The organism is Laspinema sp. D2d (assembly GCF_025370755.1).
Classification (GTDB): Bacteria; Cyanobacteriota; Cyanobacteriia; order Cyanobacteriales; family Laspinemataceae; genus Laspinema.
On the sequence record NZ_JAMXFC010000062.1, the window covers coordinates 1 to 22,157 of the forward strand.

At 48.7% G+C, this 22,157-nt stretch carries 15 protein-coding genes; 2 read left to right on the forward strand and 13 right to left on the reverse strand.

Annotated elements, in window-relative coordinates:
* Positions 1 to 45: 45 nt before the first annotated feature.
* From NG796_RS25385 to NG796_RS25425, 9 genes are all read right to left on the reverse strand, one after another.
* Positions 46 to 819: a DUF928 domain-containing protein gene (locus NG796_RS25385; RefSeq protein WP_261210194.1), complete on the reverse strand. Its 774-nt coding sequence runs from the start codon at positions 817 to 819 to the stop codon at positions 46 to 48.
* 192 nt (positions 820 to 1,011) lie between these two features.
* The gene (locus NG796_RS25390; protein ID WP_261210195.1) at positions 1,012 to 2,940 is read right to left on the reverse strand and encodes an adenylate/guanylate cyclase domain-containing protein; all 1,929 of its coding nucleotides are present in this window, start codon (positions 2,938 to 2,940) and stop codon (positions 1,012 to 1,014) included.
* A gap of 335 nt (positions 2,941 to 3,275) precedes the next feature.
* A complete protein-coding gene (locus NG796_RS25395) occupies positions 3,276 to 4,022 on the reverse strand; it encodes a HEAT repeat domain-containing protein (RefSeq protein WP_261210196.1) in 747 nt (248 codons plus the stop codon).
* A gap of 32 nt (positions 4,023 to 4,054) precedes the next feature.
* A complete protein-coding gene (locus NG796_RS25400) occupies positions 4,055 to 4,315 on the reverse strand; it encodes a hypothetical protein (RefSeq protein WP_261210197.1) in 261 nt (86 codons plus the stop codon).
* Positions 4,316 to 4,492: 177 nt separating this feature from the next.
* Complete coding sequence (locus NG796_RS25405; protein WP_261210199.1) at positions 4,493 to 5,122, reverse strand: DUF6658 family protein; 630 nt, start codon at positions 5,120 to 5,122, stop codon at positions 4,493 to 4,495.
* Positions 5,123 to 5,584: 462 nt separating this feature from the next.
* Positions 5,585 to 7,894, reverse strand: a complete 2,310-nt coding sequence (locus NG796_RS25410; RefSeq protein WP_261210200.1) for a S8 family serine peptidase — start codon at positions 7,892 to 7,894, stop codon at positions 5,585 to 5,587.
* Positions 7,895 to 8,121: 227 nt separating this feature from the next.
* A complete protein-coding gene (locus tag NG796_RS25415; RefSeq protein ID WP_261210202.1) occupies positions 8,122 to 9,720 on the reverse strand; it encodes a pre-peptidase C-terminal domain-containing protein in 1,599 nt (532 codons plus the stop codon).
* Positions 9,721 to 10,512: 792 nt separating this feature from the next.
* Complete coding sequence (locus NG796_RS25420; protein ID WP_261210204.1) at positions 10,513 to 11,922, reverse strand: hypothetical protein; 1,410 nt, start codon at positions 11,920 to 11,922, stop codon at positions 10,513 to 10,515.
* A 369-nt stretch (positions 11,923 to 12,291) separates the two neighbouring features.
* The gene (locus tag NG796_RS25425) at positions 12,292 to 13,950 is read right to left on the reverse strand and encodes a methyl-accepting chemotaxis protein (RefSeq protein ID WP_261210206.1); all 1,659 of its coding nucleotides are present in this window, start codon (positions 13,948 to 13,950) and stop codon (positions 12,292 to 12,294) included.
* A gap of 636 nt (positions 13,951 to 14,586) precedes the next feature.
* On the opposite strand from NG796_RS25425, the gene NG796_RS25430 reads away from it, so the two are divergent.
* Complete coding sequence (locus tag NG796_RS25430) at positions 14,587 to 15,309, forward strand: pentapeptide repeat-containing protein (protein ID WP_261210207.1); 723 nt, start codon at positions 14,587 to 14,589, stop codon at positions 15,307 to 15,309.
* A 340-nt stretch (positions 15,310 to 15,649) separates the two neighbouring features.
* On the opposite strand, the gene NG796_RS25435 is transcribed toward NG796_RS25430, so the two are convergent.
* Positions 15,650 to 17,518 (reverse strand): Ycf66 family protein, encoded by a 1,869-nt coding sequence (locus tag NG796_RS25435; protein WP_261210208.1) that lies wholly within the window; start codon positions 17,516 to 17,518, stop codon positions 15,650 to 15,652.
* A gap of 469 nt (positions 17,519 to 17,987) precedes the next feature.
* Between NG796_RS25435 and gnd the strand changes: the two genes are divergently transcribed.
* A complete protein-coding gene (gnd, locus tag NG796_RS25440) occupies positions 17,988 to 19,445 on the forward strand; it encodes a decarboxylating NADP(+)-dependent phosphogluconate dehydrogenase (protein ID WP_261210210.1) in 1,458 nt (485 codons plus the stop codon).
* A 163-nt stretch (positions 19,446 to 19,608) separates the two neighbouring features.
* On the opposite strand, the gene NG796_RS25445 is transcribed toward gnd, so the two are convergent.
* From NG796_RS25445 to NG796_RS26635, 3 genes are all read right to left on the reverse strand, one after another.
* Complete coding sequence (locus tag NG796_RS25445) at positions 19,609 to 20,742, reverse strand: serine hydrolase domain-containing protein (RefSeq protein ID WP_261210211.1); 1,134 nt, start codon at positions 20,740 to 20,742, stop codon at positions 19,609 to 19,611.
* A gap of 170 nt (positions 20,743 to 20,912) precedes the next feature.
* The gene (locus NG796_RS25450) at positions 20,913 to 21,842 is read right to left on the reverse strand and encodes a hypothetical protein (RefSeq protein ID WP_261210212.1); all 930 of its coding nucleotides are present in this window, start codon (positions 21,840 to 21,842) and stop codon (positions 20,913 to 20,915) included.
* Between the two features lie 219 nt (positions 21,843 to 22,061).
* Positions 22,062 to 22,157, reverse strand: a 96-nt coding sequence (locus NG796_RS26635; RefSeq protein ID WP_411268825.1) for a hypothetical protein, incomplete at its 5' end; no start/stop codon positions are given.

Here is a 22,157-nt window from a genome sequence, read left to right on the forward strand (position 1 = left end):
TCATCATCCGGGGATACCTGGGGTCCCTCCCTTCCCTATTATACCCTAGGTGATAAAAACATATACCTGTAAGAGGGGGAGCAAGGGGGCTTGGGCGATATCCGCCAGTCCGACATCGGTGAGTAAGCTTTCCCAGTATGCGATTAGTGTTGTGTCTTGGGGATTCTCCCGGCGCAGTTGGGCGAGGGTGTGGAGGGTGTCGTGCCAAATTCCGGCTTGGGCGGAAAGTGAGGGAACTTGTTGGGGGATTGCTTGGCTCACTTGCTGGGCTAATTCAGGATTTTCGACCCGCTGGATTCTGCCGGTGACATAGATATTGGGTTCTCGGAACCCTGCTATGGTGGGACAAAGCAGGGCTAGGGTCCAGGAATAAGTTTGATTGGGTTCTAAGGGGGGGATATTCGCATCTTCGGGGACGGTGATGTTTAAGATGCCGGGGGTCCCTGCTAATGCCACGGGTTGGCTATAAATGCGATCGCGCTGTTCATCGATGAGGACGAATAGGGCTGTTTCTGCCCGGGTTTGCGGGATATAGACGAAGATGGAGGGATGGGGGGAAACGGTGAGTCCGATTTTTTGGTTTAAATCTGGCAGTAGGGGAATGAGGGATGGGGAATTTTCCCCGGTTAGGCACTCGTCTCGCGGTCCTGCGGGAAGGGTGGGGGGTTTGTCATCCGGATCTAGGGGGGGCATGACTTCCGGGGTTTGAGAGGGCAAGGTTTGGGCGAGGGTCCGGAGGGCTGTTGGGACAGGGGATAGGCTGAGAATGCAGAGGGTGGAGAGGGCGATCGCATTTAGGAACAAGAGTCGTTTCAGCATGATAAAGCACCAGATTGAATGCGGTTGATTGACGCGGGATAATACCTCTACAGAGGGTTTAAGGGGGTCCGACTCATTAGCGGGTGAAAATTCTCGGCCTCATCAGATTAGGTGGGTTGGGATTGAGGTATTGTAACTTACAATGAACCAAGAGAACGACTGAAGTCGTTATTACGAACTTGGTTGTTGATGTTATTTGGACAAGGAATCAATAACGCGGTAAACTTCTATGGTTTGGGATTTCCCTTTTAAGGGTAAAGCTCCCCAGGATTCGACTTTAAATTTATCTAAAATATGGACTAAGGTTTCTCGGACAATTAAGATGCGACAATCATCAGGGTGGCGGTGTTTTTCACAACTTTCTAAGCGGGAGGCAGTATTGACGCTATCCCCAATGATGCCATATTCTAAGCGATGTTTTCCCCCTAGGCTACCCACAGTAATGACTCCAGTGAAAATGCCAATTCGCATCTGGACCTTGGGTAATCCTTGTTGTTGCCAAATTTGATTTAATTTTTGGAGTTTTCTGCTCATGGCTAAGGCAGCATTGACGGCATTTTCCGCATCTTTGGCAATCTGTTCTGGGGTCGTGCTGGGAATGGGTACGCCGAAGGCTGCCATAATCCCATCGCCGGTAAATTTATTAACGATGCCGTGATGGTTTAATACTTCATCAGTCATGGCACTGAGATAGGGATTTAACCAGGTCATTACTTCTTCTGGCGTCTTGGTTTCGGCCAGGGTACTGAAGTTTTTGAGGTCGGTAAATAGGATGGTAGCTTTGAGGGTTTGCCAGGGGAGTATTCCTGATTCTATGAGCCGATCGCGTTCGGTCCAGAGGGCTGTGGCTATCTCCGGGGAGGTCTGTTGTCCCAGCAGGTTCATGACCATTTGTTGCTGTTTTCCAGCAATTTGTCGCTGGTACATCACGCCGAATAAACTGGTTAAAATAAAGGCGGTAGCTGGGGCGGCTAGGGGTATCCATCCGCCGGTTAAAAAGAGGCTGTAGCCAATGCCAAAAATTAGCCCTAATGCAATGAATAAAATTCCCGTAATCATCAGGGAATTGCGAAATCTCTCAACAACTAGGCTACCACTAATTCCCCAAAAAATAATCCATAGAACTTCTCCCCATTCTGGAATAAACCAAAATAACGGTTTATCATCTAATACCGCTGATAAAATCTGGCTGCTCTTTTCTCCATGAATCACTACTCCCGCCATTTTTAATTGACCACTTCCTCGACTATAAGGGGTATAAAATAAGTCTTTTAGGGTCGGTGCTGTCACCCCAATTAAAACAATTTTATTTTGCACCCATTCCGGGTCAAACTCTCTGGCGATCGCCTCTGTAAAACTAATTTTTCGGGCAACGGATTCATGGCGATAATTCAGCAGAGTTTGATATCCTCTAGCATTAATAGCCTGATACCCACCGGCATTAGATTTTAATTTAGGGAAAATAGCATTTCCTAATTGATATTCTTGGGTTTCAGTGAGGATGGGTTCTATGTCTTTACTTTTGAGATAAACCAAGGCTAATTGTAAGGAAAATGAAGGAAAAGTTGTACCGTTTTGGGAGGCAAACATTAGATTGCGACGTACTCTACCATCGGGGTCGATCGCAATGTCATTGAAGCCGATTTGTTCTGCGGAAATCCCAGCCGGTGCAGAAACTCTTTGTTTCTCTTCATTACCGAGAGTGGTAATAGCAATCACATTGGGTTGTTGCAATTGGGCAAGCAGTTCCTGATGTCCCGGTTCGTTGGGTATATCTCGGACAATATCCAAGCCGATCGCAATGGGTTGATGGCGTTGTAATTCTTCTAAGACTTGGGCAAATAGGCGATCGCTAAAAGGCCATGTTCCCTGGTTTGCTATATCTTGTTCTGTAATTTCAACGATGAGTAAGCGGGGGTCAGGTCCCGGATCAGGACGAGTCCGGGTCATGGCGTCAAACAAAGCCAGTTCTAAGGGTTGCAATCCTCCTAGTTGTCTCATACCCAGTAATAAGGCAGTGATAGTGAGACTGGCAATTGCAACTTGCCCCGGGAATGGGGGGAAGATTTCTCGGGCTTTTTGGGTGATTGGGTTGAGCTTAGATACAAGAAAAGGAATCATGGGGTAAATTTAGTTTTGATGTGAGACTAAAAGATACAGGTTGCGTGAGTTTAACCTACCTTTAAAATCAGAAAAGGTAGGCAATGCCTACCTTTTACTATAGATGGGGAGGATGGGGGAGATGGGGAGGATGGGGGAGATGGGGAGGATGGGGGAGATGGGGAGGATGGGGGAGATGGGGGAGATGGGGAGGATGGGGGAGATGGGGAGGATGGGGGAGATGGGGGAGATGGGGAGGATGACTGATGTTAGATTTATTAGGAAAGTTTCTTAGCCCGCAGAGGCGGGCTTTGTGGGATCAGCGTTCGGGTTGAATGGGGAGGGCGGTTTTGACTTTACAATAAACCATCGAGTTCTAATTCCTCGATGATTTGTAATCCGCGAGGGTCTCCGACTCGTAATAAGGAGGCTTTGGCATCTTCGCGAACGCCCATATCTTCATCTTCTTCTAGGACTTCGATCAGGGAGTCGATCGCCCCGGCATACACCACGTTCGAGGGGAGTTCGCGGCAGAGTTGTCCGATCGCCCAGGCGCAGTTACTTCGGACTGCGGCAATCGGGTCGGTGCGTAGGCTAAAAATGAGGGGGGGAATAGCGGAAATAACGAGATCATAGCCGACATTAGCCAGTTGACCCAGGGAACTGGCAGCCCAGAGGCGGACGGCAGAAATGTCGGTTTTGAGGGCTTCCAGGAGGGGTTCAAGGGCGCGGCGATCGGCACAATTTCCCAATGCCCAAACGACACCCTTTCTAACGTAGCCGTTCCAATCCAAATTGAGCCGGTCGATTAAGGGTTCGACGGCATCAGGACTGGTATTGCGTCCCAGGGCGTACGCGGCACTCACCCGCACAAGGGGGCAAGGGTCGCTTAACAGTTGGATCAGGTGGGGGATGGCGCGTTCATCCTGGATTTCACAGAATGCCCGCGTCGCGATCATTCGCTGTTCGGGAACAGATGACGCTAACAATAGCAACATTTTCTCCGGATCCGGCTTGGGGGCGGCGGGGGCCTCATCCAAATGATCCAGAGGGCTATCTAGCTCATCATCGAGATTTAGTGCGCTTAGGTCACGGTCGTACATAAACCGTATTTTATCATAAATGTCATTTATCCTTAACAGGCAAGGAAGGGGGTTTCGGGGAGATGGGGAGGATGGGGAGGATGGGGGAGATGGGGAGGATTGGGGAGATGGGGAGGATGGGGGAGATGGGGAGGAAATGACTGACGTCGTTGCTCTTGTGTCACGGCGGACTCCATGACACGCTGTATGAGCTGCTTAAGCGCTTCCGAAGGAACTGGAGTCTCCTGTTGTGGGTGGGTTACTTGGCAGACCCCAAGTAACGGGGAAACGACTTCAGTCGGTCCTACCAACATTCTCCCCCATCCTCCCCATCTCCCCCATCCTCCCCATCTCCCCCATCCTCCCCATCTCCCCCATCTCCCCCATCTCCCGAAAAACAAAAAAAATAGAGGCACAGTAGTGCCTCTGGGGATTGGGAGTTAGGCTGTTTTAGCCTAAACTGCCAGTTACTCTAACCGAAGTGTTAGAGTCTATTCAATAGAATCGGCAGTCCGTTCTAGGGCTTTACCGGAACGATCTAGGTCGTGCTTGACTTTAGATTTAACGGCGTCGGTGGCGTTTTCGGCGGTGTTTTGAGCTTTATTGCCGAGTTTATCTGCTTCCCGGGCGGCGGTTTTAGCACCTTTGTTCAGGCTGTTTCGGGTCTTTTCAAAGGCGGTTTCCCCGGTTTCCTGAGCTAACTCGGCCCCGGCTTTGGCGTGTTTACCGAGTTCGTTGGCGGCATTTTCAGCCCGATCGCCAATTTTAGAAACTTGTCCGGGGACTTCTTCCAGGATCTCGCCCAGGTCCTTATTGGGATAGGTTCTGGAATCGTCGTTAATCCGGCGTTCAGCGCTATCTTTTAGTTCTTTTGCCTTGGCTTCAGCGCGGGTAGTCGCCTGTTGTCGGGGGTCAGTATCGGGATACTCGTTCATTCCCCCTTCATAGGTGGAGTTGACGTACTTGGAGGGCATTTCTTCTCTCACCTGGTCCGAGGTTTTGGCGAGGACGGACGGGGTATTGCTGCAAGCAGTCCCCACGAAGAGTAGTAGTCCTGCCATCATTCCGGTTAAAATTTGTCGAAGGCTAATATTTTTCAGCCAATTAATCATCTGTTTCATACAAAACTCCTTTGAATTTCAGTAGCATTGTTGCCGCTTTTGGCCTTCAATTTCATGGGGTAAAAGCGGCTGTTGCATACTTCTATGATTGTTATTTTGAGAAAGTTAAATTTTCCTCAATGACTTCCAGCTTAGAGTGTGGGTGGCGATCGCAACCTCTACCGAAAGTATCATTTCTTACCGATTTTTCTAAGGCTGCAAAAGTAGCGACAATTCAGGGTACTACTGCTGAATCGCAAGTCTGATGAGTTTAAAAATTTCCTCTTGTGGGGGGATGTCACTCAACTCCCCGGATGAATAAGGGTTAGTTTTAGTAAAATGAAGCTTGGAGGTTGTTACATCAGTGTCGAAAGTGTCGAATTCTGGCAACCTTGACTATATAACCTTCTCTCGCCTGCCCTTTGTTATAACGAAGAGGCTAGAACCGCTGGGGTTTACGGTTCCGATCGCGATTTCACGGGGTTAAACCCAGAGGCTAGAACGGTTGGCTGTTTCGATGAGAATGCGTTCGACTTCCGCAGGGGTTAAATTGGGATTAGCTTGCAACATCAAGGCAACCACCCCAGAAACGTAGGGAGCAGACATAGAAGTGCCGTCTATGGTAAAATAATTCTGATTGGGGGTGGTGGACCGGATGCCGACTCCGGGTGCTACCAGGAAAGGATAAGGACCAAAGGCGGACCCGGCAGGATTGGAAAAGGGAGCAACTCGGCGATCGCGATCGACTGCACCTACGGCAATTCCCAGTCCTGTGGTGGCACGAATGGCTGGATCTGCTGGTTGAGTGGTCCTAGCGGGTCCTTCATTTCCAGCGGCAAAGATGGCGACGACTCCGCGATCGCGCGCAAAGCGCAAGGCTTCGGCAATTCGTTCGGTAGGCGGTTCTCCAGGCAAATTCCCTAGGCTCAAATTCAGGATCTTTGCACCATTTTCTACGGCATAGCGAATTCCGTTAGCGACGGCGATTTCAAATTCATCGAAGGACTGGCGATCGTCCAGAACACGCAGCGGCATTAATGTCGCATTGTATGCCACTCCAGTGACATCAAAGGGAACTCCCCCATTGAAAGTACCATCAATCCCATTTCTCTGGGCACCAATAATCCCGGAGAGGTGCGTTCCATGACGTTCGGTCGAGTGAGAAAAGGAGGGATTCCCATCTCCATCTACAAAATCATAGCCCTGAACGTCATTAATAAACCCATTGTTATCATTATCTAACCCATTACCGGCAATTTCACCGACATTCACCCAGAGATTTCCTTGGAGGTCCCGATGGGTGAGATCGATTCCGGTATCCAAAACTGCGACAACCACTCCCTCTCCGGTATATCCCCGATCCCAAACGGTGGGTACATTGATTGCATCTAAGGCATAATTATTGACGATGGGATTAGCAACTTGGGGAAATGGGGTCGGTTCTCCGAGGACCCGCGCTACGGCGGCGGCAGCATCCACTAACCCAAACCCAAAGTTGGGGTCAAAGATGGGGGGTGGGAGGTCCAAAGTCCGAGTCTCTAACTCTGTGGAGTGATCCGGGGACAGATTCAAGTGATAGGGGGTTTCTCCTTCTACAGGGTTCACCCATACGGAATAATTTCCGGGTTCTAAGGCAGGCTGGGTAATGGTTTCGGGTTGATTCCCTGGGGTGGTAGATTCAGTGAAAATTTCGGCGGTTTCCGGGGAATTCTGAATTAAAAATAAGTCTACATCAGCGGTTAATCCATTGAGTTCAATCTCAACGGGGGTGGTTGTATCGAGGGTAAATTGGTAGATTTCTGGGGAGTTGTTGGGTTCTACAATGTTACTCAGGAGGATGTCGGAGGAGAGGAAACCGAGGTTTTGGGGGTATAATTCGGGGTTTTCCGTGAAGTTGGGGTAGGAGTTAGACAACGGAAGGGTTGCCAGACTCAGATGATAGGAGGTTAGTTCGTTTTGGGCTGCGATCGCCAGGGAGTAATCCCCCGGATTTAAGACTCGGTTCAAGAGTTTGGCGCGGGTTCCCGGTTCGGTATCAGTTGCGATCGCCTCTGTGACGTCGAGGAGATGGTTGCTGTTGTAGTCCTGATACAGAGTCACCTGAATATCATCACTCAGTCTACTCAGAAGTAAACTCACTTGAGTGGGGTTATCTACGCGAAACCGATAACGTTGCGGCGAAGTGGCTGGGGAAGTTGTGCCGGTTAGGTTTCGGGTCTCCAGCACCCCCAATTCCAGGGTATCATTGAGGACGAGGGGGGAGTTATTTTCTGTTGCAAGACGTCCCTCTGATGCGCCGAATAAGAGGTAATGTTCGACGGCACTGATTTGTCCTGTTCTCACTAATGCAGCAACATCCGGATGATGGGTTAAATAAAATGCTGTATCAAAGTTGGGTCCGGGGGACCGTCCCTCTGCTTGTCCAGACTTGACAAAATGTTCATAAGCGGTAAGTAAATCCGCTGTCACGGCTGTGGCAATATCCGGGTTGCGATCAAGATAAATATCCGTGAAAAATTCTGTCAGTGGATCGCGATTTTCAAATTGGCCCGCCTCGATAAAATGTTGAAAAGCTGTGGTTTCTCCTCTACTGACTGCCGTCCTGACATCGGGATATAAGGCTAAATAAAAATCCGGTTCAAACCAAGCGCTAGGTTGACGATTTTCAAATTGACCCGCCTCGATAAAGTGTTGGAATCCACTGGTTAAAATCCCCGCGCCAACTGCCGCCATCACGTCGGGATTGTGGCTGAGGTAATAGCTTTCGTTAAATAAGCTGGCGGCGTCTAACACAATCTATTTTTCTCGGCTATTAAGGAACCGGCGTCGGGTTTGAGGCGATCGCTTTCTGGGGTTTAAATCCGGCGATCGCTGACTTTTTGTTTGCTTCTAATTGTATCATATTTTTCTTTGGCCGAAGTGACAGAATTTCGGAAATCCAACTCTTAATTTTAGGGGCAGTCAATAAAACTACCCCTAAAGAGTGGCTGGCATTCCCCATGAGAATGATTCGGTCCAGATTAAGCGAATGGGCTCCTAAATTGTGGTAAAATGTACTCTTCTACAGCCCCATAGTTGACTGTCCAACCGAGATCTCGTAAGGAGGCAAGGGTTAAGGCACTGGTGACTTGCTGCTCATTGGGATGTCCCGCTTCTACGCCAATTTCGTTGTCAAAGGTGGGATTTTTGCGCCAGTGACCCAAGTCTGAACCTTCTCCCACGTTAACCGTGAGTTCCACAGGAGTGGGAATGAATGTGCCAAGCATTTCTCCATATACCTGCCCCGCAAAGGTATTGGCATCGTATAAACCCTGGTTATAATCAGCGATCGCCTGGTAGTCTTCCCATAAAGTCCCAAATCCCACAACGTGAGTGAGTTCATGAACCATTGTATCATAAAGGTAGCGCGGATGGTCTAGTAGATCACTTTCCGGGTTGGTGTTGAAGACAACTTCACCGTGAACGGGAATTGGCGCAGTATCGAGCCGTCGCACTCTAGTGGGTCCGGCGGATGCTAAGAATCCCGGGCCGAAATCCCCGGATTCGATATCGACGATGAGAGTATGGGGAACATTAAAGGGACTTTGTGTAACCATTTGTTCAATGCGATCGGCGGCTTTGCGGATAGTCTGCCGATGAGCATCCGTTAGGATTTCAGTACCGGGTCCGAAATTGAGTTGGAGGGCAAAGGCTTGGGGATCTGTGGGACTAGGGGTAAATTGAGTCGTGAGGCTGTAATTGGTGGTGTTGTGATTGAAGGCGATCGCCTGGAGGGTATAAGTGCCCGGATCTAAAAATTGGCGGATGGATTCATCGCTAGTACCGCGATGGGGTTGCCATGCAATAATTTCGATTTCTTCGGGATCGATCATGCCATTGCCATTGCGATCGGCAACGGGGTCAATGATACTATTGCCGTTGAAATCTCGAACGAGGCGTAAGTCTGCATCTCCGGTCAAATTTGTGAGTTCAGCGGTAAAAATCCCGGGGTGTTCCAGACTGAACCGATAGAAGTCTTCGGGATGGTTGGTACTCACTTGTCCGACAACTGTTTGATTGGGTTCAAACTGCAAGGCGCGATCGCCGCTTTCTAATCCAGCGATCGCAATGGGAAGGGCGGTAGCTATTGTATCCCCTGGGCCGGATTCTGGGTTGAGAGGTCCCGAGGTTGGTAAGGGATTTTCAGGAGTGCCGGTTAAGCTAGGAGTCGCGTGAGAGTCGCCGCCATTCCAATCCGTGAGGTGATCGCGGGTGACGGAGAGAACCTGTTCCTCATCTATCCGCGAGTCGGCATCTGTTAGATTAGGGGACTGTACCATCCTCACTTGAAGCATTTGCAACCCGAGGGTTTCTAGGGGATCTCGGGGCTGGTGAGAGGGACGTGAGAACTCGGGGAAAAACCGGGCGAAGTCTTCCCAAAGGGCAGATTCCCGAGGGGATAACCCTTGGGGAATAGACTCGGGGTTCTGTAAACCATTGGGTTGGCTGGGATGGACTCCTAATGCGGCGATCGCCCCCGGGAAATCTTCACTGAATGGACCCGAAGCAATCCCTGTGAAGGGTTCGCTATTTTGGCGGAGGGCAGACTTCGGGTCAAATAACTCACTACTTTCTAACATGAGGCAAATTTCTCTACACTGTAGAACAAAATTCAAATCAATCAGAGGGGATATGTTGAACGCACAATCTGCCCTCCAAATACGGACCGCCGCTTATCGGCTCATTTTTCAATCGGAAATGTTTGGAGTCAACGGGCTGAAGAACCGAGATCGGCTTGTTAATTTCCCCGCTTGGGGGCTGGCAAATCTGGCGGCCCCGGTAACCTATTTCATCCCGATTGAATCCCTCGTTATCCGCTCCCTATCTCAAATTTAATCGAGATAAACCTGCATCAGATTCTCATTGTTTGGGTTGATTTTAAATGAATGATTAACCTGCTGAATTGGCTATTTCATCAAATACTTTGTTGCCACAAAAAAGCTTTTTTATCTCCCAAATCTCCCCCCGTTGACGCTTTAATTCGGGATAATAGCCGGTTTTCTGAAGTGGGTATCGAGAATTCTTAGGCAAATAGAGACCCCTTTAAACAACTTCAATTTAGTAGACTGAGCGGACTGAGTGGCTGCATTTGTTCAGTGAATGAGCTATAATGCAACTCCTTAAATCAATGGGCGATCGCCCTAAATTGGTTCTGATTTCAGAGTACCCCCAATCTCCGCTAAAATAATCACCGGGATTAAAAAAATATTGAAAAATTGGACAAACATCTTTCTGCAAGGGGATTTGCCCAGCAACGTGAAATCCGGAGGCACTAGAAGGCTTAAAGCTGAAACATGAACCCTCTTATAAAAAAAGCCTCTCATGCTTTTGAGAGGCTTTTTTTATAGATGAAATAGACGGACTGTCGCGTTCTATGCAGACAGCGTTACACTGTAATTTGTATTCACCCCTTGGAACCCAGGAGAGACCAACACTAAGTAATCCCCAGGGGTTAATGTGCGACTGATCCCTTCCGGGGTTGTCCCACTTTGAATAGAGTCCTCAATCAAGTTCCCTTGCGCGATCGCCCCATTATTATTAATGGTTTGATACAGCCTCAACTCCGCATCATCATTGAGACCCGTGAGCAATAAATTCACGTTTCTCACATCATTGAGTACAAACCGGAAATAGTCTTGAGGGTCCGCATCCCCTACAAAGTCATCGATTCGGCGAGTCCCGGACAAAACTCCCACATTAGTGGCTGTATTTGGGCTATTCCCCCCAATATCTCCCGTAATCGGTGTGGCGATCAAATTCAAATTGTAGGGAGTTTCTACCCCCGCAACCCCGGGGGAAACATTCACAAAATAGTTACCTGCTGTGAAAAATCCCGTAATGGAATCTTGCAGGGTTCCGGGTTGCGTGGAAACGCCAATTCGTTCCGTGGTATTCACCCTTCCATCATTATTACTATCAAAAAATAGTTCTAGGTTGCCGTCTTGATTCAGGCCATTAAGCACCACATTTAAGTTGGTTGGTCCAGTCAAACTAAAGCGGTAGTAGTTATTAGTATCGCCACTAGAAATTGACTGATTAAAGGTTTGAACTCCCGTGAGTACCCCAACATTTAAAGCCGTTTCTGGGGTGACCCCAGGTACGACAATGGGTATCGGTATGGGTAGCGGTAACGGTTGCAGAGGGATTCCTCCGGGAGTGGCAATCCGTCCTTCTGGTATTCCATTGGATAAATAATGTTCAAATGCCTGCCGGAAGTTGAACCCAAATGCTTGCTGTAAATCTGGATTAGCGGCTAGATAGAAGCGGACATTAAAGTTAGGAGAGGAAGTCCGTCCTTCATTCACCCCAATAAATTGAAAGTGTTCAACTAACTGCCGGTTGTTTAATCCCGCTTGTTGTAAGTCAGGGTTGACGCCTCGGTAAAAGTTCGGCTCAAAGGCGATCGCAGAAGGACGACCCTCGTTAATTCCAAAGTTTTGGTAATGATTAAAGAGAGCTTCACTCCCGACAATTCCTGCCGATGCCAGCCCGGGATTAGCAGTGCCATAAAAAGCCGGATTAAATACTAATGAAAAGGGGCGATTTTCTCGAACACCAAAGTTAGAAAGATGATCATAAAGTTGCCTGCGGCTGGTCACCCCGGCAGCGGCTAACCCGGGATTATTCCGCCGATAGTAGTCCAAATCCACTGCCGGAGAAAATATCCGTCCTTCATTTAAACCAAAGTTTACTAAATGATCCAAGGCTTGCTGATTGTTTAATCCGCGCAAGTCTGGATTAACAGCGCGATAAAAATCCGCATCCAATAAGTTAACTGCCATAATTTACCTCATCCTATTTAAGAGTTGCATTTCGTGGATTGCCTAGAAAAGGGTTTAATTTCCCACCCTTGACCTAGCCTGAATTCTTGAGAGGCTTATCAACACTTAATTATGATTGATTTTCCCAGGATCTGTCAACCCAACTCAAAAATCCATCTAAATTTTTCTGAGGATTTTCTCTGCGATCCTTCACCCAAATCCTTGTCCAGGCATAGAATTTAGACAATTGTGAAAAGATTTTATTTTGATTAAAATCAATCCTCAAAAGGGGAGAGTTAGTATTCTCCTGGGTCAAGACTGATTGATTTTAGCCCGTATCCGTCCCCGGTAGAGAACGATTTCTGCGGGTCCGGGAGTCCTCCAGGCCCCTCAACTATGCCGATGTTTGGAGAGGGTTTCATGAGGGTTGAGGTCGATCGCATTCATCACATTAACCACCTGAGCGATCGCTGCTGCTTGCTGTTGTGCTGTTAACGCAATATTTTGATTATTAATAAAAATATTGTCGATCGCTTGAGCAACCCCGTCAAAGGCTTCAGCCATTTCTTGAACGATCGCCACCCCTGTTTGTACCGTTTCGATACCCTCTTCTGTTACCGTCACCGTAGAGGCAACTGCCGTCTGGATATCACTAATTAAGTTAGTAATCTTTTGTGCAAGCACTTTACTTTGGTCTGCTAAAGACCGAATTTCGCTGGCAACGACCCCAAATCCCTTCCCCTGTTCCCCGGCTCGACTCGCTTCGATCGCCGCATTTAAGGCCAAAATATTGGTCTGAGTGGCTAAATGACTGACCAACCGAGAAATCTCCCCAATTTGAGCCGCTTGCTGTTGAGTCTGAGTAATCTCCGAAGCAATCTCTCCGACCTTTTCTTCTAAGGTATGCATCCCACTTTGAGTCCGGTCCACCGCTGCTTTTCCCCCAGATGAAAGCGATCGCGATCGATGCGCTTGGGCATCGGCTGCCTTGGCTTGGTCTGCTGTAGCGGTTGCAGAAGCTTCCAATTCATTCATTGTAGTTCTAATTTGAGAAAATGCGGTTGCCAACTCCGTAGACAGCGTTTTTTGCATCCTCGCCCTGTATTCTAGGGATTCAAATGCCTCTTTCAGGCTGCTTTCTGCTTGCAGTCGCTGGCGATCAATTCGCCCTAGAGTCCAGGCATTCCACCAAATCAACCCCGAAAAAACCATCACATTTAATATCCCCAGGAGCGAAATTCCCATTTCCTCTGTGTATAACTTTCCCCGCCAACCGATTAAAATGATCCAACATAACATCGGAGGAATCACAATCGCTGCGGGATAAAGTCGTCTTGCCATCAATCCGCCCGCCGAAGGACTGGCGATGGCTGCCATAATTCCCACATCAAGACAGGCAAACAGGATCGCAAAGCATAGCACAATAAATCCTACTGCCGTATGCAATGCCATCGCGGTAAATGCTTTATCTAACCGATAAAAAAAAGCATTGCTATACAAATACCCCAAAAACCCAAAGAAGGCAATTAAAAACCCTAAAATCGTCAAACATTGCGCCGCCAAAAAATTGGGTCTGGGAATACAAATCAGCACCAAAGACGAACCCAATAATAGGAAATTAAACGCGGTATTCGGGGCCATTCGTCCAGGATTTGCCGTAGCAACAGCATTGACCCCTTCTCTAAAAAACAGTTGATCAATCCCTAAATTGATGCCAAACCCATACTGAATTAAAGTCAACAACCCTAGGGCCAAAACCAACAGCGCACAAATTAAAGCAACCCGCCTACTCTGACTCTCTCTGGACCCACGATGCCATAAGTTAATGCAAGTTCCTCCCAAGATAAAACCAATCGCTGTATTTGCTTTCATGGTCACCAATCCAGGGACAACACTTTTGAGCGTCGGGATATCCAACATCCATCCTAGAATGACCATACAGCCAATCAGAATAACGGTAATGCTGGCTATCGGAGAAATGGATAACAAGACCGATCGCTCAGGAAAAGCCGATTGAATTTGTGGAAACTGACGGGACTGTTCGTACATAGACTTTTGTACCTAAATCAAGAGGGTGAGAGGAGAGAATCATTCCGGAATAATTGCAGGGTAAGTTTTAACAAAACCGCAGCAGATTGGGGAATTTGATATTAGGGGTGGTAATTCGTACCGCAATAAATTAGAGCTAAATCCTCGGTAATTTTTAGGGGTTTACGTTGATTGAATACCCATTAAACGGGTCTCATTTGTCAAATTGATTGGACTTGGGTTAGTTTTTAAGTGGCTCCGATCAACCTCGAAGGGGGAAGGATTGGGATTAACCCCAATTTGAGATGCGTGTTTCATTTCAGAGAACCGATCGCCCCTTAAATTCTCTGGGGAAGCGGATGTACTTACCTGAAAGAGTCTCCAGTTTTAAAGGGTAACTACATCTCGACTGGATGCAGGGCTCCTGAAACTGAAAACCTTTGCTAGTCTATCATCACCTCCTACCGGAGCGAAACCCGTCCCCTCAAAACAGCAACGCCGCAACCCAGTCTTGACGAGCAAGGGGGGAGACTCACAGGGCAAACCTTCCCTTGAAGTGTTACCCTGGAAACGGTTAACCCCGAACCCAGGGAGCATTTTTTTCCAAGTTCGGAGCCAATCACGCCACTTCCTATTAAGAGCGTAGAGCGATCGCCAATGAACGAGCTGGATAAATACTATCGAGAACTGGGGTTAGAGCCTGGAGCATCACTAGAGGAAGTGAACCAGGCTTATAAAGATTTGGCGTTCATTTGGCATCCCGATCGCATTCCCAAAGATAATGCTCGCCTGGTTTCCAAAGCCCAAGATAAATTAAAACAAATTAATGAAGCCCGCGATCGCCTGCGCTCCAATCCGGGAAAACCCCATTTTAGCGATCGGCCCTCATCAGGATATCAACCCCAAAAATCCAGTGCCGGTTACACCTACTCCAATCCTCCCCCTGCCAGCGATCGGACGAGCGCTCATACTCATGCTCAGGGTCAGGGCCAATGGCGATCGCACAAACCGCACAATCCCGACCTAACCGGAGCCGATTTACGCGGTCAAAACCTGCGGGAAAAAGACTTATCGGGCAGAAATTTAAGCCATGCTAACCTCAGTCAAGCTGACCTCAGTGATGGCTTTTTACACAAAATTAATTTATCGGGAGCCAACTTGCAAGGCGCTAACTTATTCCGCGCCAATTTATTGCAAGCCAATCTCACTTATGCCAACTTACAAAATGTTAATTTAATCGGAGCTGATTTAAGTGGAGCCGATTTAACCGGCGCAGACCTACGCGGCGCGAAAATCGGCACCAAAGACCGCCTTTTTGTTAAACTCATTGGTACTAAATTAACCGGGGCCATCATGCCAGACGGTCGCATTCACGAATAATCAATAGGGTTTCTTTCTTTAGGGATTTCCCTAAAAAAACTTCGGCATTAAAAGTTGGCCGAATTGCTAAAGCCCCCCTTGGCATTAAAAGTTGGCCGAATTGCTAAAGCCCCCCTTAACAAGGGGGGTTGGGGGGATCTCTTATAGAAGATTTTATTTTTAGGACTTTCTTGAGTTCCTAGTAACGAATTCAGTCGTTCTATTCAATTTCTAGGAACAACTGAATTCGCTTTCTTCCTCATCAAACCAGTCGAGAACGCTTGCCAGTCTCATGCGGTCCCCATAGCTTATAAAAAGGAGTGCGCGCATCTTGCTCACACTCCCCAAGTTAAACTGAGCGCTATGAATTCTCTTCCTTCTGCGAGTTAGCTTCTATGTCAGGCTGTGGGGTGACGGGAGACTGAGCCTCGCCAGATTCTGGGGTAGCCTCCACCACAGCCGGATCTTGCCGTTGGGGGCGCTTTAATAGGCGATCGCGCTCCATTTCTAAGAACTCCAAGTCATCCCGATCGGCCTCCGTCACTTCTAACAGCGGTTCAGAAACCTCCATCACCTCAAGTACCACTTCCTCTAGGGGAATGACCAATGCCGAGTCTTCCACAACTTCAGGGGTCAGTCTCCCTTCTGGTAAAATTTCCAATCCGGACTCCTCAACCAGGTTTGGTACTTCAGTTTCCGATGGATTGGGTGAGGTTGGCTCCATTACGAGTTCCGCTACAATCACCTCATCGGTTGTGATGACTGCTTCTACCGCTTTTTCTGCGGAGGGAGTAGCGGAAGTGACGACCTCTACAGGTTCCCCTTCCTGGACCGTAACTTCCACAATCACATCGGCAGTGGTAATGACAACCGTCGGCGTTTCTTGGGGGGGTTTGGTGTCAGTAATTTCCGGGGATGATTCGATGGTCATCGAGTCTGAGGTCATCGAGTCTACTGCGATCGCCGGTTTGGGTTCCACCTCAGTTTTCGTCTCAACTGGCATGGTCATCGAGTCTGAGGTCATCGAGTCTACTGCGATCGCTGGTTTGGGTTCCACCTCAGTTTTCATCTCAACCGGCTTAGAAATCGGCGGTGTAGGCTTCACCGGAGGCGACTTGCGGAAATTCAGCAATCCTCGTAAACCCTCTTGAATTTGGGTCAATAAGCTGGGTCCCTGGGTTTTTTTAGCTACTGGAGTCGCTGATTTGGCCGCCACTTTGTTGAGTGAGGGCTTAACAGGTTCATCCAGAGGGGGATTGGGGAGGGGTGCGGCTACCCCTGTTGTAACTCCCGGACCTTCTAAATCATCATCTTCAAAGCCAAAATCATCATTCTCCGACACCTGAGATTCCACCGTAGCGCCTTCCATTGCGGCTGCCGCAGGCATTTCTAGTCGTTCATCGGTGGCATCCTCCGTTGGCACTTCCCCGGGCATTTTCACCGGGATAAGATCCGGTTCCGCTTGGATTAAACCGGGTTCCGGCAGCGGGGGTTCCACGGGAACCGGAGGTTGAACGAGGGTCGGTTCAGCCAGTGGGGGTTCTACGGGAACCGGAGGCTGGACCAGGGTCGGTTCAGGACTGGGAACTGAGGCCACCTCAGCAGGGGGCTGGGGTTGAATTTTGGTCCCTGGAGTGGGTTTAACTTTAGATTTATCGGTGTTTTTATCTTTGTTTTTACCTTTAAACAAGAAAGAGAAGCGATCGGCAAATCGAGGGGTTTTGGGTTGGGCCGTGGTCACCTTCGCCGCTGGTTTTGCCGGAGTCACGGGTTCCGGGGACACTGGGACGGGTGGGACCTTGGGAACCGTCGCCACGGGAGGGGGCGCAACTGCTGGTTCCGCGACCTTAACTGCCGTTTGGGGGACAGGTTGAGATACTTTTTGAGCTTTCGGCGCAGATTTGGGTTTAAACATCCCGGTTAACCCGCCGGTAAGGCGATCGATTTGCTCGCCAGATACGGGAGTTTGTTCAGCCAGTGGGGTCGTTTGTCGCCGCAGGGTTAAGGCTTGCCAGCCAAACCACCCTAATAACCCCACACTCGCCATTTGTCCCAACAGGACCGCCCCGGAAATCCGGCCTGCACAGAACCATAAGACTAAAGCATAAAACAGTCCAACGCCACTCCAAACGAGATCGCCTTTGCGATGGACTTCTGGAAAAAAGAAAGCGGCCATATAAATCGCGAAGCTACCCACCGCGACGGCTAAGGCCAGAATGTATGGAAGCATAATGCCGGTTCCCCCTGCTGTCTACTACATGAACGACTCACCCGTTCGTCTCTACAATGGTCATTCTACCGTTCCAGAGACGGCGATCGGATCTTCCCCAAAGACGATCATGCTAGGTTGGGAGTGGAAGTCAGGATATTGGGGGGGCTGATTGGATTTTCACGCGAGGCGATCGCAGCCCGTCGCTACAGGAGTCTTACCCTACTCCTCATGATTTGCTCAGACGCCACCCTTAAAATTGGATTCATTTGTCAAGAATCTGTCAACAGCGAATCCTCCCATTTTCAGTTGCGGTAAAAATGCCAGAGTGCCTCTAGTAAAGTGTTGGCAAACATTTGAGTGCCACTAACTCAGGCAATCTCAGGAAAACTGGAGATAAAGTTCTCAACAGGGTTCAACTGAAGAATTACTCTGAACGGGCTACCCTAAAAAAGGTAAGAGACAGAAACACAACGAGACCCAAAACGTTATGAGTAAGCAGAAATTTGGTGTGATTGGTCTAGGCGTCATGGGAGAAAACCTGGCCCTTAATGTCGAAAGTCGGGGCTTTCCCGTAGCCGTCTACAATCGCACCAGCAGCGTTACGGATAAATTCATGGCAGCCAGAGGAGGCACGAAACAAGTCAAAGCCACCTACAGCCTAGAAGAGTTTGTCACATCCCTAGAACGCCCCCGCCGCATCCTAGTGATGGTGAAAGCCGGGGGTCCCGTGGATGCAGTGATCGCTCAACTCAGGCCCTTATTAGAAGAGGGCGACATGATTATTGATGGGGGAAATTCCCTCTATCAAGACACGGAACGCCGGACCAAAGACTTGGAATCCACGGGACTCGGATTTGTCGGCATGGGAGTCAGCGGTGGAGAAGAAGGGGCGCTCAAGGGGCCCAGTTTGATGCCCGGTGGGACCGAACAAGCCTACCGAGACTTAGAACCCATCCTGACTGCGATCGCCGCCCAGGTCAATGATGGTCCCTGCGTCACCTATATCGGCCCTGGCGGTTCCGGCCACTATGTCAAAATGGTGCATAATGGCATCGAGTATGGCGATATGCAGCTCATCGCCGAAGCTTATGACCTCCTCAAGAGCATCGTCGGACTGGATCATCGCCAGTTACAACAAGTATTTGCTGAGTGGAATACCACCCCAGAACTTGACTCATTTTTGATTGAAATTACCGCAGAGATTTTCCGCTACCTCGACCCACAAACCAACGCGCCTCTGGTGGAAATGATTATGGATTCCGCCGGACAAAAAGGCACCGGACGCTGGACTGCTGCCGATGCCTTAGAATTAGGCGTTGCCATTCCCACGATCGCCGCTGCGGTGAATGCCCGGATTATGTCTTCTATCAAAGAAGAACGGATTGCTGCTGCTCAACAATTAACCGGACCGAGTATCAAGTTTGAGGGAGACACTCAGGAATTTATCAATAAGGTTCGCGATGCCTTATACTGCTCTAAAATTTGCTCCTACGCTCAAGGGATGGATTTATTGAGCAAAGCCTCAAAGCAGTTTGGATATAACTTAAATCTGGGTGAAGTTGCCCGGATTTGGAAAGGCGGCTGTATTATTCGGGCGGCTTTCTTGGATAAAATTAAGCAAGCCTTTGATGAAAATCCCGAATTACCGAACTTGCTCCTAGCACCAGAATTCAAACAAACCATTTTGGACCGCCAAGAAGCGTGGCGAGATGTCATTGCCATGTCAAATAAAATGGGGATTCCAGTTCCGGCATTTAGTGCATCCCTAGATTATTTCGACAGCTACCGCCGCGATCGGCTCCCCCAAAATCTCACCCAAGCCCAACGGGATTATTTCGGCGCACATACCTATGAACGCACCGATAAACCCCGGGGTGAATTCTTCCATACTGAATGGACACAAGTATCCCAAGAAACCTTGCGGAAAACAGGTCAACCCGAGTAATCTATCTCATTCCCGGGCTCTGCCCTGGGAATGTATATCAACCTCGTTCCCTGGCTCTGCCAGGGAATGCCAAATCTGAGGCTCTGCCTCCTGATATCTTCATCGAACATTGGCGATCGCATAAATCCCTGTAAATCCCATGTATCGAATTAGGAACTGCACCTTAATATCCCAGCAACTTCGCCAGATCATCCACCAACTCATCCGCCGGATAATTTTCATCATTAGACAACACAATGATTGTTACCGGCTTTTCCGTATAATGGCGATAAAAAGTGCTGGTGCCGTACCAACTGCCACTATGTTCTACATAGTCGGGAGCTACTGCCCATCCTAAACCATAGCCCAAAGATTCGCCATTATCCAAAGTACCGGATGTGAAGGCTAATTGTAAGGTTACGGGGTCCACCAGTGCGCCATTGCGTAACCCCTGATCATAACGGGCTAAATCGGCAATAGAACTAAAAATGTTACCATCCCCCGCAATCACCGAAGGGGACGCAGAGGGGCTAAACGTCCCTTCAGGGGAAACCGCATAACCCTCAGCCCGATTGGGGATCTGTTGTGCTAAATCCGCAAACACCAGGGTATTATTCATCCCCAAGGGCCTAAAAATCTGCTCTGCCATAAAGTCCCAAAAAGGTTGCCCGGAAACCCGCTCAATGATTAAGGCTAACAGAGCATAACCACTATTGTTATACTCAAATTCAACGCCGCGATCGCCTTCAATCTCCTGGCTATTCAACCATTGCAAATGATCCTCAACCGTTAACCGGGCAAAAGCCGCATCTGTCCCCTGCCAAGCCTCCCCTGTATAATCGGCTAAACCCGAGGTGTGATAGAGCAAATCAGCAATTAAAATCGGATCATCAGGGTTGGGATCGGCAAAATCCGGCAGATGCTCGATGACTGGATTTTTTAGTTCCAATTCTCCCGCCTCCATCAGGATTAAAATCCCCATTCCTGTCATTTGCTTGGATACCGAAGCCAAATCAAACACCGTATCCGGGGTAATCCGGCGTTGCGCCACCACATCGCTGAAACCATAGCCCTTTTGCCATATCGCCCCCTGATCAAGAATCAGCACCGCGACACCGGGTCCCTCCTCCCCGAGGCTGTCTGCAACGAGGCGATCTATTTCAGCGGTGCGTTTAGCCCCAAGGGCAAGCTGCGATGACGCGCCCACTTCAGCCCCCGATTTCCCCAAGGGAATGGCAAAACAACCGGGTAACAATAAACTGATTAATAGGTAAAGTGGGCTAATCATAAAGGAGGCGGGTCTAAGTCTAGGGTTCATCAGCTTTTGCTCATCAAGATTTCAGATATAACTTTCGGAGGTCATTGGTCATTTTGGGAAACTCGGTTTCTTGTCCCCTACCCCAGAGTTAGAAACCGGGTTTATTGACTAAATCTTTGATGAGAACCCCGATCTTGCTAGAAACCCCGTTTCTTGTCCCTCCCCCAGCTTCAGAAGTCACGGGAAAATCGAGCTAAAAGCTCCTCGCGGGATAGTTGCAAAATCAACTGAGCTTGCTCCAATGGGGGAATTTCGATTAACGCCTCGATAATAGAGGCTAATTCCGCATCCACGGTACCAAATTTCACTTGCAGCAGGCTTTCCACCAGCCTGCGCTGTCCTTGCTGGACTCCTTGCTGGATGCCTTGCTGAACTCCTTGCTGGATACCTTCTTCTTTAACAGTTTGTAACCGTTGTAAATACAGGGGTGATAGTTCCATAATTAACTCCCTCTCTTCTGGGGCTAAATTTTGCCGAGCTTCTAGCATTTCACGCAGGTTGTACAGTAATTCTAGCGTGGTTTCTCGCGTGGGATTATCCGGTGGGAGTTGATACAGTTCTTGCAGGGCTTGTTTTTGGACTTTGCCGGTTCCTAAAATCCGCAACCACAGAGTTTCTGGCGTCGGCGGTAGTTGGTGGAGGACGATAATGGCGCTTTGCAGTCCCTTGGGGAGAAAGTAGACGCCGCTCATCCAGTTTTCTAAGTCTAAGGTTGCGCCAAAATCTCCTAGGACGGCAGCGGATGCGGTGGGAGTCATTATCCACAACCGGGGTGATTCGGCGGAAGTAATCCGTCTTTTTTCCCGGACAGATTGACGTTCAAATTCTGCCTTGATATCTAAGAGTTTTACCAGACAACTACAAATTTCTCTAGGTTTAACCGGATTGCTAAAGGGTTCAAACACCGATGGAGTTGTTGCCAACCTTCCCAGTAAGCCGAGGTGACTGGTATCGGCGATGTTTTCGGGGTTGGGCGTGAAAAATATATCAATTTCTCGCCGTTCTGAAGCCATAGTTTTGCTGGTTTCAGTTTGCCCTAATTGCTTTAATAGTTCCTGGATGTATTGTTTGGTAAATTGGTCGTAGATAAATCGGGTCATTTATTGTGATTTTGTTTATATTTGTTAATCATAGCATTGCCCAATTGCCCAATCAGAAACCCGGTTTCTGATCTAAATTTTTGCAACAGAAACACGCGATAATATTCCAAAACTTTTGGGTCCCCAGATTCGGGCGATCGCAACCCCTATCAAAAAATCTCAAAAAAAACCCCCCGCCATAACAGCAGGGGGTTTTTTCAACTAATTACCAGTTGCAGATTAACCGAACTTACTTGCAGTCGAAGCAATCAAGAACGCCGCATAAGTTAGGATATACCCCACCGTAAAGTGAGCCAAACCAATCAAGCGACCTTG

Excerpts from the sequence above, each read along its gene's own strand:
- gnd (WP_261210210.1), top strand. The coding sequence starts at position 17,988 with ATGAGTAAGCAGAAATTTGGTGTGATTGGTCTAGGCGTCATGGGAGAA.
- NG796_RS25405 (WP_261210199.1), bottom strand. The coding sequence starts at position 5,122 with ATGAAACAGATGATTAATTGGCTGAAAAATATTAGCCTTCGACAAATT.
- NG796_RS25425 (WP_261210206.1), bottom strand. The coding sequence starts at position 13,950 with ATGTACGAACAGTCCCGTCAGTTTCCACAAATTCAATCGGCTTTTCCT.
- NG796_RS25385 (WP_261210194.1), bottom strand. The coding sequence starts at position 819 with ATGCTGAAACGACTCTTGTTCCTAAATGCGATCGCCCTCTCCACCCTC.
- NG796_RS25400 (WP_261210197.1), bottom strand. The coding sequence starts at position 4,315 with ATGTTGGTAGGACCGACTGAAGTCGTTTCCCCGTTACTTGGGGTCTGC.
- NG796_RS25390 (WP_261210195.1), bottom strand. The coding sequence starts at position 2,940 with ATGATTCCTTTTCTTGTATCTAAGCTCAACCCAATCACCCAAAAAGCC.
- NG796_RS25415 (WP_261210202.1), bottom strand. The coding sequence starts at position 9,720 with ATGTTAGAAAGTAGTGAGTTATTTGACCCGAAGTCTGCCCTCCGCCAA.
- NG796_RS25420 (WP_261210204.1), bottom strand. The coding sequence starts at position 11,922 with ATGGCAGTTAACTTATTGGATGCGGATTTTTATCGCGCTGTTAATCCA.
- NG796_RS25395 (WP_261210196.1), bottom strand. The coding sequence starts at position 4,022 with ATGTACGACCGTGACCTAAGCGCACTAAATCTCGATGATGAGCTAGAT.
- NG796_RS25435 (WP_261210208.1), bottom strand. The coding sequence starts at position 17,518 with ATGCTTCCATACATTCTGGCCTTAGCCGTCGCGGTGGGTAGCTTCGCG.
- NG796_RS25450 (WP_261210212.1), bottom strand. The coding sequence starts at position 21,842 with ATGACCCGATTTATCTACGACCAATTTACCAAACAATACATCCAGGAA.
- NG796_RS25430 (WP_261210207.1), top strand. The coding sequence starts at position 14,587 with ATGAACGAGCTGGATAAATACTATCGAGAACTGGGGTTAGAGCCTGGA.
- NG796_RS25445 (WP_261210211.1), bottom strand. The coding sequence starts at position 20,742 with ATGAACCCTAGACTTAGACCCGCCTCCTTTATGATTAGCCCACTTTAC.